Origin of the sequence: Varunaivibrio sulfuroxidans (assembly GCF_029318635.1) — a bacterium.
Taxonomy (GTDB): domain Bacteria; phylum Pseudomonadota; class Alphaproteobacteria; order Rhodospirillales; family Magnetovibrionaceae; genus Varunaivibrio; species Varunaivibrio sulfuroxidans.
Genome location: NZ_CP119676.1, coordinates 2,180,476 through 2,194,700 on the forward strand (window position 1 = coordinate 2,180,476; position 14,225 = coordinate 2,194,700).

At 58.7% G+C, this 14,225-nt stretch carries 17 protein-coding genes; 7 read left to right on the forward strand and 10 right to left on the reverse strand.

Annotated elements, in window-relative coordinates:
- Positions 1–140: 140 nt before the first annotated feature.
- Positions 141–1,127, reverse strand: a complete 987-nt coding sequence (locus P3M64_RS10285; protein ID WP_132939845.1) for a class I SAM-dependent methyltransferase — start codon at positions 1,125–1,127, stop codon at positions 141–143.
- Between the two features lie 511 nt (positions 1,128–1,638).
- Between P3M64_RS10285 and P3M64_RS10290 the strand changes: the two genes are divergently transcribed.
- Both P3M64_RS10290 and ada read left to right on the forward strand, forming a co-directional pair.
- On the forward strand, positions 1,639–1,845 hold the full coding sequence (locus tag P3M64_RS10290) for a cold-shock protein (RefSeq protein WP_132939846.1): 207 nt from the start codon (positions 1,639–1,641) through the stop codon (positions 1,843–1,845).
- Positions 1,846–2,112: 267 nt separating this feature from the next.
- Positions 2,113–3,192: a bifunctional DNA-binding transcriptional regulator/O6-methylguanine-DNA methyltransferase Ada gene (ada, locus tag P3M64_RS10295; protein ID WP_276157020.1), complete on the forward strand. Its 1,080-nt coding sequence runs from the start codon at positions 2,113–2,115 to the stop codon at positions 3,190–3,192.
- 43 nt (positions 3,193–3,235) lie between these two features.
- Here the strand turns inward: ada and P3M64_RS10300 are convergent, their stop codons facing one another.
- The 4 genes from P3M64_RS10300 to P3M64_RS10315 all read right to left on the reverse strand — a co-directional run bounded on the left by P3M64_RS10300 (position 3,236) and on the right by P3M64_RS10315 (position 5,235).
- Entirely contained in the window at positions 3,236–3,685 is a 450-nt protein-coding gene (locus tag P3M64_RS10300; protein ID WP_132939848.1) for a serine hydrolase, read from the reverse strand.
- Positions 3,678–4,166, reverse strand: coding sequence for a serine hydrolase domain-containing protein (locus P3M64_RS10305; protein WP_132939849.1), 489 nt, complete (start codon positions 4,164–4,166; stop codon positions 3,678–3,680). The genes P3M64_RS10300 and P3M64_RS10305 overlap by 8 nt, the downstream gene beginning before the upstream one ends.
- 36 nt (positions 4,167–4,202) lie before the next feature.
- Positions 4,203–4,469, reverse strand: coding sequence for a hypothetical protein (locus P3M64_RS10310; RefSeq protein ID WP_132939850.1), 267 nt, complete (start codon positions 4,467–4,469; stop codon positions 4,203–4,205).
- A gap of 160 nt (positions 4,470–4,629) precedes the next feature.
- The gene (locus P3M64_RS10315) at positions 4,630–5,235 is read right to left on the reverse strand and encodes a TetR/AcrR family transcriptional regulator (RefSeq protein WP_132939851.1); all 606 of its coding nucleotides are present in this window, start codon (positions 5,233–5,235) and stop codon (positions 4,630–4,632) included.
- Positions 5,236–5,384: 149 nt separating this feature from the next.
- On the opposite strand from P3M64_RS10315, the gene P3M64_RS14430 reads away from it, so the two are divergent.
- Together P3M64_RS14430 and P3M64_RS10320 are read left to right on the forward strand one after the other, a co-directional pair.
- On the forward strand, positions 5,385–5,516 hold the full coding sequence (locus tag P3M64_RS14430; RefSeq protein WP_132939852.1) for a MipA/OmpV family protein: 132 nt from the start codon (positions 5,385–5,387) through the stop codon (positions 5,514–5,516).
- 365 nt (positions 5,517–5,881) lie between these two features.
- Positions 5,882–6,751: a hypothetical protein gene (locus tag P3M64_RS10320; protein WP_132939853.1), complete on the forward strand. Its 870-nt coding sequence runs from the start codon at positions 5,882–5,884 to the stop codon at positions 6,749–6,751.
- Between the two features lie 68 nt (positions 6,752–6,819).
- Here the strand turns inward: P3M64_RS10320 and P3M64_RS10325 are convergent, their stop codons facing one another.
- The 5 genes from P3M64_RS10325 to ehuB form a co-directional block, all read right to left on the reverse strand.
- Positions 6,820–7,554 (reverse strand): GntR family transcriptional regulator, encoded by a 735-nt coding sequence (locus P3M64_RS10325; protein ID WP_276157021.1) that lies wholly within the window; start codon positions 7,552–7,554, stop codon positions 6,820–6,822.
- On the reverse strand, positions 7,541–8,335 hold the full coding sequence (gene ehuA / locus P3M64_RS10330; protein ID WP_132939855.1) for an ectoine/hydroxyectoine ABC transporter ATP-binding protein EhuA: 795 nt from the start codon (positions 8,333–8,335) through the stop codon (positions 7,541–7,543). Before ehuA ends, P3M64_RS10325 begins: the two co-directional genes overlap by 14 nt.
- Positions 8,332–9,006 (reverse strand): ectoine/hydroxyectoine ABC transporter permease subunit EhuD, encoded by a 675-nt coding sequence (gene ehuD / locus P3M64_RS10335; RefSeq protein WP_132939856.1) that lies wholly within the window; start codon positions 9,004–9,006, stop codon positions 8,332–8,334. The genes ehuA and ehuD overlap by 4 nt, the downstream gene beginning before the upstream one ends.
- Complete coding sequence (gene ehuC / locus P3M64_RS10340) at positions 9,003–9,740, reverse strand: ectoine/hydroxyectoine ABC transporter permease subunit EhuC (protein ID WP_207893203.1); 738 nt, start codon at positions 9,738–9,740, stop codon at positions 9,003–9,005. The genes ehuD and ehuC overlap by 4 nt, the downstream gene beginning before the upstream one ends.
- Positions 9,741–9,813: 73 nt before the next feature.
- On the reverse strand, positions 9,814–10,680 hold the full coding sequence (gene ehuB, locus P3M64_RS10345; protein WP_132939857.1) for an ectoine/hydroxyectoine ABC transporter substrate-binding protein EhuB: 867 nt from the start codon (positions 10,678–10,680) through the stop codon (positions 9,814–9,816).
- Between the two features lie 255 nt (positions 10,681–10,935).
- Here ehuB and eutB point away from each other — a divergent pair, with 255 nt between their 5' ends.
- The 3 genes from eutB to doeA are packed head-to-tail and all read left to right on the forward strand — an operon-like array spanning position 10,936 to position 14,225.
- Positions 10,936–11,964 (forward strand): hydroxyectoine utilization dehydratase EutB, encoded by a 1,029-nt coding sequence (gene eutB / locus P3M64_RS10350; RefSeq protein WP_132939858.1) that lies wholly within the window; start codon positions 10,936–10,938, stop codon positions 11,962–11,964.
- Positions 11,961–12,953 carry a cyclodeaminase gene (locus P3M64_RS10355; RefSeq protein WP_132939859.1) on the forward strand — a complete coding sequence of 331 codons (993 nt, stop codon included), beginning with the start codon at positions 11,961–11,963 and terminating at the stop codon, positions 12,951–12,953. The genes eutB and P3M64_RS10355 overlap by 4 nt, the downstream gene beginning before the upstream one ends.
- A gap of 15 nt (positions 12,954–12,968) precedes the next feature.
- A complete protein-coding gene (doeA, locus tag P3M64_RS10360; protein WP_132939860.1) occupies positions 12,969–14,225 on the forward strand; it encodes an ectoine hydrolase DoeA in 1,257 nt (418 codons plus the stop codon).

Below are 14,225 nucleotides of genomic sequence, written 5' to 3' on the forward strand. Positions count from 1 at the left end.
CAAGTTTATGTGTTGCGTTTCATTCACTTGGGGCGCGGCGGATCGAAGATCAAGATTTCATTGTTTCGTGTTGCGGCAAGAGAACGCCCCGGGGACGCGTAGGGATAAAATTGGCACTGTGCGCCTAAAGCGGGGGGCGCCTAAAGCGGGGGAGGCGGACGCCTGTCGGCCTTTTTGATGGCGTGAAACTTGTAAACGTGAAGTCCGCCGCTATCGATTGCCGAAATACGCCTGGCCCAAAATGCGCACTCTTCAATAACGGCCTGGGATATCGTGCGCAATTCGGTCTTGTTGGTCGTTCCCAAAAAAGCCGACCAACCCCGCAGAACACGGCGGCGGTAATCGGCGGTGATATTTTCCGGGGGGCGGACGTCAAAGTCCAGAGCCTTGAGGTGTTGAAAAATCTCGCTCGCCCGGCTTGGGTGCGGGCTATGTGGCTCGCTGCGCAGCCAGTCGAGCACGGCGGCGTTGGGCTCCGTGGCTTCGGACAAGACCAGTTCGGTGAATAGAAGCTCGCCCTGGGGACGTAAGGCCGTGCCCAATGCGGCGAACAGGGCGGCCTTGTCACTGACGGGATGCATACTTTCAAAAGAGACGACGGCGTTAAAGGACCTTGGTTTTAACTTAAGGGCGTTGAAATCCTTGTAGGTCACCGGCGCGCGTTTTTTCATGCCGGATCTAATCGCCATGTTTTTGCCGATAGCCGCCAGTTCACGGTCATGCTCCAGACCGCTCACCCATACGCCGGTTTCCTCGACCATGGCGCGTCCCATGCCGCCAAGGCCGGCCCCAAGCAAAAGGAGGCTTTTTTCCTTGGACAGATTGAGCAACGGCAGCAAGGTCTTGATATAGGCGGTCCCGCCGGGGACGGTATGATCATCCCCCCATAGACGATCGACAATAAAGAGGCGCTCGTTCGGCCACAGCGTTTGCGCCTTGGGTGTCTTTTTTGATTGGGTCGAACGTTTTTCGGCTTGTGTGGAAGGGGGCTTGCGGCGGCGGGGGCCGGGTGAGGATGGCGCTCGTCGCCATGGCCATTTTCGCATCCAGGAAAAAAAGCGCGAAAAAGACAGTGTGCCACCATGGGACGCCTGTGACGCTTGCGTGACGTGTGCGTCAATAGCCAAGATACCGAATCGCCTTTGTCTGAACGGGATGTTTCCCCTGGGGACCAAAACTCCAATGACGTAAGTCCTATCCGCCTTGGGGGCAACGCAAAAACGACGCCGATGCAAGTATGGCGATGGTGGAAAAATATATATTTCTTTAACAACCTATTGTTTTTGATATTTTATTTTACTTCTCTCGGGGCGTTTCGTTGGGATGAAAAAATGCAAATTTATCCTCGGCGCCCCTTGCGCGCGCGAAAACGCCGCGGGAGAGAAACCGCCCTCGACGTTCGGGGGGCTTTTGCGTCCCGTTTGGAAGCGTTTAAAATGTGAAGAAAATGTTGAAAAACCGGTGAAATGCGTCGTACCCTCTTGCCAAATCGTTCGCGTGAGGGCATTTTAGGGCAACCAAATACGTCATCGCTTCGACCGCAGTATCCTTTCGGGGGACCACTTTTGGCGTAGTCTTTGAGTAATTTGCCGCCTTTAGCACTTTCGCTCGAGGCAACGCTTGAATTGGAGAATACCAATGCCTAATGGCACAGTGAAATGGTTCAACCCGACGAAGGGTTACGGATTTATTCAGCCCGAAGACGGCGGAAAGGATGTGTTCGTGCACATTTCTTCCGTGGAGCGCTCCGGTCTGGGTTCCTTGCAGGAAAACCAGAAGGTCAGCTATGAGCTGGAAGAAGGCCGCGACGGTAAAATGTCCGCGGTTGACTTGAAGAGCCTCTAACGTATCCAGGGCTTGACGAGATTTATGGGGGCGGCGCGTAAGCGCCGCCCCCATTCGTTTGGGCGGACCGCGGGCGTTTGGGCGGACCGCGGGCGTTTGGGCGGATCGCAAGGCGTTCGAACGAGCTCGCGAGGTCTTTTTTCGTATAAGATCGCAAGAAACGGGAAGCCGCAATGCGCCGGGGCGTGGATAATTCCTACGCCTCGACGATGACAGATACGCTATGGGCGGGGACAAAAGTGGCCATGGGTGCGCTGGAGTTGAACGGTGGATTTTTCCGATAGCGACGAGAGGAGATGGCGGATGGTTTGCGCGCGAGACGGCGCACAGAACGGAACGTTCGTCTATGCCGTGATCACCACCGGCGTTTATTGTGCGCCGGGGTGCCCTTCTCGTCGGGCGAAACGTGAAAATGTACGTTTTTTTAAAACGCCCCGGGAAGCCGAAAGCGCCGGGTTTCGTTCCTGTAAGCGGTGCCGACCGGAACGCCCGTCAACCCCCTCGCATAGCGACGCCATTCGCCGGGCATGCCAAGCTATCGAGGGGTCGGAAGAGGAACCCACCCTGGAGGCGCTTGCGCGCGACGCGGGGTTGAGCCCGGGGTATTTCCAACGCATTTTCAAGGCTCACGTCGGCCTATCTCCGAAACGCTATGCGATGGCGCTGCGTAAACGGCGCCTGCGCGGCGCGCTGGAGCAGGCGCGCTCCGTGACGGGGGCGATTTATGATGCCGGGTACGCCAACAGTTCACGGGCCTATGCCGATAATGATTCCCTTGGTTTGACGCCCGGCGCGTACCGAAAAGGCGCCAAAGGCGAGGTCGTACGTTTCGCCTCGGCGCAATCCAGCCTGGGAGAAATCTTCGTCGCCGCCACGGCGCGAGGGGTTTGCATGGTCGAGTTCGCCACGCACGACGTGGGCGTCGAAAAACTGAAGGCGCGCTTTCCGCATGCCCAGTGCGCGCCGGGGGATGCGGCGCTGTCCGATTGGGTGGCGTTGGTGGTGGCGCTGATCGACACCCCCGGACAAAATATCGCACTGCCGCTCGATATTCGCGGCACCGCTTTTCAGGAGCGGGTTTGGCAGGCGCTGGGGCGGATACCGTGCGGCCAGACCGTGAGCTATAGCCGGCTTGCGACGATGATCGGTCAACCCACGGCCGCGCGCGCGGTGGCCCGCGCCTGCGCCACCAACGCCATAGCCGTCGCCGTGCCTTGCCACAGGATTGTGCGGGGTTCGGGCGCGCTCGGCGGCTATCGCTGGGGACTCGAACGCAAACGCGCCCTGATAGAACGTGAAGCGGCGATTCGCACGGGTAAACCGGATGATTCCGGAGGCCGGGACTAAGCGGGAACGCGCCTTGTTTTTTCGGTGCGGGAGGCGAAAAAACCTATTTCGGCCCACGCCGTGAAAAGGCCAGCAAATCCTCAAGCGCGGCATCGACATCGTTCATGATTTTCTCGGAACCGGCGTTGGTTGCCAAGATCAAGCCCGTGTCGATCTTGGGACGGATCTCGACGATGGCGTACCAAGCCCCGTTCGACCCATTATGCCAAATGACCGGACCGTCGCCGCCCCACAGATCTTGCTTAAACACCCAACCGTATCCATAGCCGTTCCGCCCCAAGAGCCATTGCCGAGTACCTGGCTTCGGGGAGTGTAATGTGGCGTATGTTTTCGCCTTTAGGATGTTGTCCAGGCCCCGTGCGCCTTGGAGGTGGGCCTGGAGATAGAGGGCGAGATCGTGGAGGTTCATGTGAACCGTTCCCGCCGGTCCCATCACGGAGGGATTGTCGAAATTTCCCACCGGTTTGAGCTTTCCGGAGTCGGCGTCATCCATATGTCCTTGCGGCTGGCATATGTCCTTGCGGCTGGTCGCGTGATTGACCGCCGGGTGTTTGCGCGTACCCCGGAGGCCCCAATCCCGCACTGCGCAGGTTTAGCGTGGCGAAAATCTGCCGGCGGATGAGTCGCCCCCAGCTTTGTCCCGTGGCTTTTTCCACCATCGCCGCGGCAATGAGGTAGCCCAGGTTCGAATAGAGGAATTTTTGCCCCGGTTTCGCGAGCAGGGGGGCATTCAGGTACTTTTTTGCAATCGAGAGCCGTTGCCGACGCGCCGTTTCGCAATCGACGTATCCACTTTTTTCGTACTTGGCGAAATCCGCGTCGTCCATATTTTCGGTCAATCCGCTGGTGTGTGAAAGAAGCTGCGAAAGCGTGATCTTCGCGGCCGGATTGCCGTCGGGCGTAAGGACGGGGAAAATATCGGCGATGCTGCTGTTCCAATCGATTACGCCTTTTTCCACGAGGCGGGCGATCATTGTCGTGGTGATCGATTTCCCGATCGATCCGAGATGTCACGCATCCCCGCGTCGGACACGGTCATTCCCGCCAAGCCGACGGACGCCGGACACGGCCAGGGCGCGAATGCGATCGAGGGAGAGGACGACGGCGCCCATCGCCGGCAATCCCAAGGCGACGCGTTTCGCGTCGAGCCATTTTTGTAGGGACGGCTGCGCGCACAGGGCCGAGTCCGCCGCGCAAACCAATACGGCGATGGACAACAGCGCGGCCTTGGCGCGCGCCCAAACGGCGCGGTGGATGACGCCGCCGCGTCGCGCCACGTCGAATTTTCCGAGGCACGGCGAATTTGGCGGGCATGGCGGGCGAAATGGGTCCGACAGGGAAAGCGCCGGGATACGAGAGGAAGAACGAGGCGTCATTCGATATGTCCTATGCCGATACGTCCTATGCAATGAAGTCCGACGAAGCCGAACGCGGTTGTCACGGGCCGTCGGGCGGGCGCAAGAAGCGCGTGATCATGATTTTCATGGTCGGCATCAGGGCGGTTGTTCGCAGCGCCGGATCCAAGGACATGCGTCCGATCGCACCGTCGGCAACGGCGATTAAAATGGTTGCGACGGCCTCGAAATCCAATTGTCCGTCAATCTCGCCGCGCGCGGCCGCGTCGCGCAACGCGAGGACGAGGGACGCTTTCGTTTCCGCTTCGTTTTGTGCGAACATCGCGGCCACCTTGGGGTTGCGCGACGCCTCGGCGGCCACCTCCAGGGCGATCCGCTCATAGTTGGGATCGCTTGCTTTTTTAAGCGACGCCCCGAGCATCTTTCCCAAGCTTTTCAAGAAATTCTTGGCCCGGAAAAGTTTGGCGTAATATGTGGCGTTCTCCTTGCGCTCATCCTCCGCGATGGCCTCGATGATTGCTTCCTTGCTATCGAAATAGCGATAAAGATTGCCGGGACTCATCCCCGCTTCCTTGCAAATTTCCTGCATGCTCGCGCGATGAAAGCCGTCGCGGATAAAGCATGAGATCGCGGCCGTTAAAATATGTCGCCGCCGCCGATCCCTAAGCTTCTGATCAACCGTTCTCATGGCGCCTCACCTTTTCCGGTCTATAAAAGAACGATCACTCATTCTTTATTTATTGCCAAAAGAAAACGCCATCAATAATAAAATGAATAGTCGTTCTCATTTTGGCGCGGTCAAGAAGGGCTGTCAAGGCGGCTTTGGATCTGACGTGGATGCTTACCCGACACTGGAATATCGATGCGACGGGGGCCATAACGCGGCTCGTTGGCGATGCGGGGCGCGGTCCTCTTGTCGAAAAACGCATTCAGCCTCTGGCCATGGTCTCTTTGAATTATACCTTTTGACCGCCCGAACCGTGGGGAAGCGCGTGGGTTTGGCAAGGAAGGCGGACCATGGGCGTCCGTTTTCGAAGAACGCGAGGCGTACTGCGAATGTACGGATAAAATATCATAATACCTTGTTTATAAAATGAAATATCGTGCGTTATGACTTGCGGATTTTGGTTGAAAAATACATCTTTTGAGTTGTTTGAGAAAAAATATAATGACCATTGGTTTATTTTAGCCAAGAGCCGTGTTAGGGTCCCGACATACTTTCAATACAGGTTCAACGCTGGCGCGCGGCGCCGCATCTTCGCGGTGATGTTTTTTTTGCGCCGTATTTTTGCGTTTGGCATCATGAACCTGCTGGCGATGCAAGGGAGGAACCTATGAACGCCGAGAAGTCCTACGAAGACATTAACGCATCCAAGGCGAATATGGACCATATCTACAATCAGTCCGATCCACGCGCTTACTTCAGCGAATTGAAAAAGCTTGATTATGCCATTCCTCAAATCGCCAAGCCGGTTTTTCAAAAACTGATTCGCTATCTTCAACGTCGCCGGGACGATACGCTTCATGTGTTGGATTTGGGCTGCTCCTACGGGGTCAACGCGGCGTTGCTCAAACACGAACTCTCCCTGAAAGACCTATATGCCCATTGGGGGCAAAAAAGTTTGACGGAGGCTACGAGCCAAGAAGTCATCGAGAAAGATCAGCGTTTCTTCGCCAATTTGGATGCACCCGAAAATATCGAGGTGATCGGACTCGACCAGGCGGAACACGCCATTGAATTTGCCGAAGATATTGGCTTGCTGGATGAAGGCCTGGCGGTAAACCTCGAAAACGATGCGCTGCCCGCCCAGGCGTGCGAGACGCTGGCTTCGGTCAATCTTGTGACGTCCACCGGCTGCGTTGGTTACGTGACCGAGAAAAGTTTCGACCAATTGCTTCCGGCGGTAACGCAGGGGCGCCCACCTTGGATCGCCAATTTCGTGCTGAGGATGTTTCCCTTCGACGCCATCGAGGAAAGCCTGAACGATTGGGGCTATGTCACTGAAAAATTGGAAAGTCGAACCTTTTATCAGCGCCGTTTCGCGACAAAGGACGAGCGTGATCAAGCGCTTGAATCTATGACTGAACGCGGTGTCGAGCCTTCGCCGAAAGAACGGGAAGGCCAGCTTCTTGCCGAATTTTACCTGTCGCGCCCGGCGCGGGATGCCGCTGAAATGCCCATCGAACGGTTATTCCCCGCTTAGGCGTATGCGGTTTGCCTGCGCTCCCTAAGACGCCACAAGGCGCCGCAAGACGCCGGGGGAGCGCAGGCTCAGTCGGATGGTTCGCCGACGTACATGAGAAGTCTGCCTAGGCCCTCCGATATGTGCTTGCGCCGTAGCTTGCCGACTTTTTTCAAGCAACCGTCTTTGACGGCGTCGATAATCTCATTGATTTCCCGGTGAAAAATCTTACTTTCCCTGTTCACCTCCTGCTCGGGCATGGCCGTCATCCAGATCCGCGCCGATTGGTAGAACAGCCGGCGGAGAACGTCTTGCATCGGCTGATTGGCGGTCATTGCGACCAAGGATTCGAAAAAATCGATATTAATTCTGGAAAATTCCCGTTTGGGCGCTTTCGCCTCGGGAATCATGGCGCATTTTCGGGCGATGGTTTCTATTTTTTTCAGATCGCGCGCGTTGGGTTGGCGTGGCTTAAGCTTGCCGATCAGCGCCGCCAGTTCCAGGCGTAGGCGATAAACCTCGGCCAGGGCGGCATAATCGACATCGGTGACAAAGGTGCCGACGCCGTGGCGGCTCTGAACCAAACCCTCGCCTTCGAGGCGGCTGAGGACGCTGCGGATCGGCGTGCGGCTGACGGTAAACTCGCGCGCCAGCGCTTCTTCGGAAAGGCGGGTTCCCGGCGCGTATTCCAGCTGGCAAATACGGCTGCGAATCTTGAGGTAAATCCGTTCGAAACGTTCCTTCGCCCCGGATCCCCGGCTGTCGGCGTTTCGCGCCGGTCGTTTGGGCGCGTCCGGCGCGGCGCGCGGTTCAACTCGCTTCAAGGACGGCGCTGAGGAATTGTTTGGTGCGGTCATTTTGCGGATCGTTCAATAATTGTTCGGGGCTCCCTTGTTCGGCGATCTTTCCCTCATAAAAGAAACAGACTCGGTCGGCAAATGCTTTCGCGAAACCCATCTGGTGGGTGACCATCAACATCGTCAGGTCGTGCTCTTTACCGAGATCGCGAATCACGTGAAGCACCTCGCCGACCAATTCGGGATCGAGCGCCGAGGTGACCTCGTCGAACAGCATCACCTTGGGGCGCATCGCCAAGGCGCGGGCGATGGCGACGCGCTGTTTTTGTCCACCCGAAAGTTGGCTGGGATAATGTTCCAACTTGTCGCTTAGGCCGACCATATCGAGCAATTCCACGGCGCGCTCCCGGGCGTCGTCCTTGCGCATGCCAAGCACGGTGACGGGGGCTTCCATGCAGTTTTTCAACGCCGACATGTGGGGGAACAGATTGAAGTGTTGAAATACCATGCCGATGTTGGCGCGCATGCGCCGTTGATGGGTGCGATTGGCGCGGACAAGGGCGTCGCCGCTCGGCATGTGGGTCAACGGCCCGCCGTTGACGTAAATCACCCCGTCGTCGATTTCCTCCAACGTCATCAGCATCCGCAGCACCGTGGTTTTTCCCGATCCCGACGGGCCGATGATCGCCACCTTCTCGCCGTTCGCGACGTCGAGATTAAGATGGTCGAGGACCTTCAAACTGCCATAGCACTTGCTGACGTTCTCAAAACGCACCATCGGGGTTTCAGCGGCGGTGTCGGCGTTCATGGGTGGCCACTCCTTCGGGTTTTGAGGGCATATTCGACGCGGCGGATTAAAGCCGCCGAAATCAAGCTAAAGGCCAGGAAGAAGACTCCGACCAGGGTAATCGGTTCGGTGTATTGGAAACTTTCCGATCCCAAAATTTTCGCCGTCTGCATCAACTCCAGGACGGCGATCGCCGAAAGCAGGGGCGTTTCCTTAAACAGCGCCACCAGATAATTGCCGAGAACCGGCACCATTGGCGGCACCGCCTGGGGGATAATGATATCCTTGAATGTCGTTAGTGGGGACAGATTAAGCGCGATCGAAGCTTCCCACTGCCCCCGGGGGACGTTTTCCAGTCCGGCGCGATATACTTCCGAGCAATACGTGCTGTAATGAATTCCCAACGCCAGAACGCCGGCGAGCATGGCGCTCAGGCTGACGCCGAATTGCGGCAGGACGTAATAGGCGAAAAAGATCTGTATCAGCAGCGGTGTCGAGCGGATCGCCTCGATGAAACCGATCGCCGCCCAGCGCAACCACGAAGGGCCGGACATGCGGGCGAGGGCCAAGGCGAGTCCGAGAACGAGGGCGATCATGAAGCCGAGCACCGTCGCCTCGACGGTAATGATCGACGCTTGACCCAAAATGGGCAGAATTTGCCACGTGTATCCCCAGTCCCAGGAGAAACTCATCGCTGCGTCCTCGTCTGGCGCAGCCCGCGTGAAACACGGTGGTCGAGGGCTTTCATCGCGCTGGTGATAAGCAGTGAAATTCCCAGATACATCGCAAGAACAATGGTGAATATTTGGGTTGTCTTGAGAGTGCTTTGGTTCATTTCCTGAGCCTTGAAGGCGAGATCCGGAAGCGTAATCAGCGAGACCAATGCCGTTGCTTTCAGCAATTCGATAAACAGGTTGCCCCAAGGCGGGATCATCGCGACAAAGGCCTGGGGCAGGATGATCCGCCGAAGCGCCTGCATCCGGGTCAGGTTGAGCGCGCGCGAGGCCTCCCATTGGCCTCTGGGCACGGCGGCGATGGCGCCGCGAATGACCTCCGCGCCATAGGCGCCGATATTCAGGCCCAGCGCCGTAATGCCCACGGCGAAGGGGGGCAGGGTGATACCGAATTGCGGCAGCACGAAAAAGAGCCAAAACAACTGCACGAGGGCCGAGGTGCCGCGAAAAATTTCGATATAGGTTATGGCGAGCCAGCGGATCGGCGCGGGACCGTAAACTTTGGCGATGGCCGCGGTAAGCGCGGCGACGACGGCCAATAGCGCTCCGCCCGATGTAATTTGCACGCTGACCCAGGCTCCTTGCAGGAGGCCGGGCACGAATTGGCGCAGTCCGGTGAAGTTGAGAACGCCCATGCCGACGGCGAAACCGACGATGGTGACGACGGCCAAGCGGCTATGTCCATTGTTCATAATATGTTTGGACCACGATGTTGCTTAAAATCAAGAGAGCCGCCGGCCCCGTTTCGAGCCGGCGGCTTGGAAATTATTTCCCGGCGCAAAGCTGGGCCGCCGTATGCTCCGGAAGATTAGTCTTATCGAAGCCGAATTTCTTGACCATGGCCAGATGTTCCGGGGTGCCGATGAAGGTCGCCAACTGGGCGTTGACGGCGTCGCGCAAGGCGGTGTCTTCCTTGCGGAAGGCGAACGAGCCTTCGCCTTTGTAAACTTTGCCGTCATGGGTGAAGATGAACGGCGTCGTGCGCTCGATTTTATCGTTCTTGGCGGCGAGACCCTTCGCCGTCGGTGAGGTCAGCGCGACAGCCGAGGCCCGCCCCGCGAGCACCGCGGCGACGCCCGACGCGAAGTCCGGCACGATCAGGCGCTGATCGCGCGCGAGGCCCGCCATGTCGGCGTATCCGACCTCGGCGGTGCCGGCGATGAAGGCGACTTTCAGTTTTTTCTTGACCGCGTCGGCAAACGTATTGATGCCGTCGGGATTGCCCTTTTTAACAATGAACGCCTCGCCGATGCCATAGGTCGGGTTGGCGAAAATGACCTGTTTGCAACGTTTCGGCGTGACGTACATGGACGCGACGATGGCGTCGAAGCGCCCGGCCTTGAGGCCCGGGATCAGTGAACCCCACTCGGTAAGCACGCCATCAACTTCGTTAACGCCGAGTTTTTTCATGACATGCTTGAACACGCTGGGCGATTCGCCGGTCAATTTGCCGGACGCCGTCGCGTAGGAATATGGCGCCTCGTTGGCGAAACCGATGCGGATGTAGCCCTGTTTGCGGATTTTTTCCAATGTGTTTTGCGCCTGCGCGCCGGACGCGAGAAACGGCGTGAACGAAAGCGCGGCGACGATGGCGATGACGCCGCTTACGGCGCGGCGGGTAAACGTAGACATCAAGAAACCTCCCTCATTCGAAATGAATGTCCTAATTGGTCCGAAGAGCGAAAGGCGCGTCCGATACTCCCCATACTCGACGGGCCTCAGGCTTTCGACAGGGCTATACGATGACATCACTGCGCATTAAAATCAACTGTTGTATACAACTCAAAATTGGCGTATTTGCAAATTCAGGCCGTTTTTTTACCGCTTCGGGCGGTGGAGACGGGGAATGGTAATGTATCCATCGAAGGGAAGGCGGGGTGTTTTTCGATGTCTAAAGAACCTGTTGAACGCTTTCCCACGGATGGCGCCTTGCCGGATTTGGACGATATCCGGTCCGCCGCTGCACGCATCGCCAAATTCATCGGACGCGGGGCTCTCGTCAAAAGTCACGCCCTGTCGCGGGGTGGCGCGGGCGGGGCGGACATCCGCCTCAAACTGGAAACCCTTCAGCCGACCGGGGCCTTCAAGGTGCGCGGTGCGCTCAATGCCGTCTTGCAGTTGAGCCGAACGGAGCTTGACGCGGGTGTGGTTTGCGCTTCGACCGGAAACCACGGCCGCGCCGTCGCCTATGCGGCGGCGGAGGTCGGGACGCGGGCGGTGGTTTGCCTTTCCCGCCTCGTGCCGCAGAACAAGATCGACGCCATTACCGGTCTCGGCGGTGAGGTGCGGATCGTCGGGCGCGGGCAGGATGACGCCCAGCGCGAGGTTCTGCGCCTGACCCGCGAGGAAGGCCTGACGGAGATCCCGCCTTTCGATCACCGTGACGTGATCGCCGGCCAGGGCACCGTGGGGCTGGAGATCGTCGAAGACTGGCCCGATGTCGATACCGTCGTGGTTCCCCTTTCCGGCGGCGGATTGGTTTCGGGGGTGGCCATCGCCGCCAAGGCGCTCAAGCCCAAGGTGCGGGTCGTCGCCGTTTGTATGGCGCGCGGGGCGGCGATGGCCGCGAGCCTGAAAGCGGGCCATCCGGTGGATGTCGATGAAGTCCCGACCTTGGCCGATTCCCTGGGCGGGGGAATAGGCCTCGAAAACCGCTATACATTCACGGCGGCGCGCCGATGGGTCGATGACGTGGTGTTGTTGAGCGAGCATGAGATCGCCGCCGCGATGGCGCATCTGATGTTGGCGGAAGGCCTTGTCGTCGAAGGCGCGGGGGCGGTTCCCGTTGGCGCTCTTCTGGCGGGCCGCGTCAAGGATGCCCGGCGCGTCGCCTTGGTGATTTCCGGGCGCAACGTCGATTCCGAGACCGTGCGCGCCGTTTTAAGCGGTGCGCTCGAACCCGGGGAAGCGTCATGAGCGAAGCCGTGATTTTAAGTGAAAGTGAATTGCGCCTGGCTGTCGGGCTTGACTTGGAGACCGTCGCGATCGTCGAGGACGCCTTCGTTCGATTGTCGAGCGAGGAGAGCGTAACGCCCCCCGTTCTCTCGATGGCGATCGCCGAAAAAAACGGTGAGCTCGACGTCAAGACAGCCTACCTGTCGGGCTTGGACGGGTTCGCCGTCAAGATCAGCCCGGGGTTTTTCGACAACCCGGCCAAGGGCCTGCCCAGCCTGAACGGGCTGATGGTGCTGCTCAGCGCCGAAACCGGGGTCGTCCGGGCGGTTTTGTTGGACAACGGCTACCTTACGGCGGTGCGCACCGCGGCGGCGGGGGCGGTGGCGGCGAAACATCTCGCGCCGCTGCGCGTTGAAACCGTGGGCGTCTTGGGGGCCGGTGCGCAGGCCCGTCTCCAGATCGAGGCATTGAAACTGGTGCGTGATTTCAAACGGGTTCGAGTGTGGGCGCGCGACGAGGCGAAGGCGCGCGCCTTCGCTCGGGAAATGACCGCGCATCTTGCCGTCGAGGTCGCCGCCTGCCGCGCCCCCGATGATGTCGTGCGCGCCGCCGAGGTGGTGGTGAGTACGACGCCTAGCCGGACGCCGTTGATTGACGTGGGCATGCTTCACCCCGGCCTGCATATTACGGCGATGGGATCCGACGCGGCGAACAAAAACGAAATCGCGCCCGCCGTTATCGCCGCTGCGGATCGGTACGTTCCCGACAGTTTTACCCAATGCGCCCGATTGGGCGAATTGCACCATGCCATCGAGGACGGATCGATCCTCGAAACGCAACATTTCGACGCGTTGGGCGACGTTATTTCGGGCGAAAAACCGGGACGCTCTTGCGAAGAAGAGATCACCATCGTCGATCTGACCGGCACCGGCGCGCAGGACACCGCCATCGCCGATTTCGCCTATCGCCGCTGCCAAGCCCGGAGCGGTGCGCAACAGACGCATCTTTGACATGAGGAGCGCTACATGAGTGGACAAAGTCACGACCATCCGCATGAAACCGGCGACGTCAAGGCTTCGGGATGGTTCGACCCCTCGCAAAGCCAGGCCCCGGTTCTCGATTTCGAGCGCGGCGAATACGAAGATCGGGTCGCACGCACGCAGCGGGAAATGGCGCGGCGCGGGATCGAACTTTTGGTCGTCACCGACCCGTCGAACATGTGTTGGCTGACCGGTTATGACGGTTGGTCGTTTTACGTTCACCAGTGCGTTTTGGTGCCGGTCGATGACATGCCGTTATGGTTCGGTCGGGAAATGGACGTCAACGGCGCCAAACAAACGACGTATCTTCCGTTCGGCAGGTTGATCGGATACGACGATCGTTACGTGCAGTCCCCCGATGTCCATCCGATGGACCATCTAGCCGATATCATCAAGGGCTATGGTTGGGGCGCGCGCGTGATCGCGTTGGAAATGGACAACTATTATTTTTCGGCGAAGTGCTACACCTCGCTGCGCGCGCATTTGCCCGATGCGCGCCTCGAAGACGCCGCCGCCCTGGTGAATTGGCGGCGGTTGGTCAAATCGCCCCAGGAAATCGCCTACATGAGGAAGGCGGCGCGTATCGTCGAGGCGATGCACAAACGCGCCTTCGAAATCGTCGCGCCGGGGATGACCAAGAAGGATCTGGCCGCCGAGCTGACCTACAGCGGAATTGTCGGCGTCGATGAGGAGGGCGGCGATTACCCGGCCATCGTGCCTTTGATTGCGACCGGGCGCGAGGCGTCGGCCCCGCATATCACCTGGGATAGCACGAAAATCAAAAAGGGCGATGTCACCTTTTTTGAAGTCGCCGGATGCTATAAGCGTTATCACTGCCCGATGGCGCGGAGCATTTTCCTCGGCAAGCCGCCGCAACATATTTTGGACGCCGAAAAGGCTTTGCTCGAAGCCTCCGAACGGGCGATGGAGGCGGCGCGTCCCGGCAACCGTTGCGAGGATATCGCCAACGCGTTCTTCACCACCTTGCGTGGGCTCGGCTTCGATAAATCTTCGCGATGCGGTTATTCGACGGGCCTCAGTTATCCGCCCGACTGGGGCGAACGGACGATCAGCCTCCGCTCCGGAGACACCACGGAACTTAAACCCGGCATGACGTTGCACTTCATGCCCGGGCTTTGGTACGACGATTGGGGGCTGGAGATCACCGAGACCTTGTTGATCACCGAGGGTGCGGTCGAATGTCTGGCGAACGTCGAACGTGGACTGATGGTCAAGGATTGA

Excerpts from the sequence above, each read along its gene's own strand:
- P3M64_RS10320 (WP_132939853.1), top strand. The coding sequence starts at position 5,882 with ATGAACGCCGAGAAGTCCTACGAAGACATTAACGCATCCAAGGCGAAT.
- ehuC (WP_207893203.1), bottom strand. The coding sequence starts at position 9,740 with ATGAACAATGGACATAGCCGCTTGGCCGTCGTCACCATCGTCGGTTTC.
- P3M64_RS14430 (WP_132939852.1), top strand. The coding sequence starts at position 5,385 with ATGCTTACCCGACACTGGAATATCGATGCGACGGGGGCCATAACGCGG.
- ehuA (WP_132939855.1), bottom strand. The coding sequence starts at position 8,335 with ATGAACGCCGACACCGCCGCTGAAACCCCGATGGTGCGTTTTGAGAAC.
- P3M64_RS10290 (WP_132939846.1), top strand. The coding sequence starts at position 1,639 with ATGCCTAATGGCACAGTGAAATGGTTCAACCCGACGAAGGGTTACGGA.
- ehuD (WP_132939856.1), bottom strand. The coding sequence starts at position 9,006 with ATGAGTTTCTCCTGGGACTGGGGATACACGTGGCAAATTCTGCCCATT.
- ehuB (WP_132939857.1), bottom strand. The coding sequence starts at position 10,680 with ATGTCTACGTTTACCCGCCGCGCCGTAAGCGGCGTCATCGCCATCGTC.
- eutB (WP_132939858.1), top strand. The coding sequence starts at position 10,936 with ATGTCTAAAGAACCTGTTGAACGCTTTCCCACGGATGGCGCCTTGCCG.
- doeA (WP_132939860.1), top strand. The coding sequence starts at position 12,969 with ATGAGTGGACAAAGTCACGACCATCCGCATGAAACCGGCGACGTCAAG.
- P3M64_RS10355 (WP_132939859.1), top strand. The coding sequence starts at position 11,961 with ATGAGCGAAGCCGTGATTTTAAGTGAAAGTGAATTGCGCCTGGCTGTC.
- P3M64_RS10300 (WP_132939848.1), bottom strand. The coding sequence starts at position 3,685 with ATGGATGACGCCGACTCCGGAAAGCTCAAACCGGTGGGAAATTTCGAC.
- P3M64_RS10315 (WP_132939851.1), bottom strand. The coding sequence starts at position 5,235 with ATGAGAACGGTTGATCAGAAGCTTAGGGATCGGCGGCGGCGACATATT.
- P3M64_RS10305 (WP_132939849.1), bottom strand. The coding sequence starts at position 4,166 with ATGATCGCCCGCCTCGTGGAAAAAGGCGTAATCGATTGGAACAGCAGC.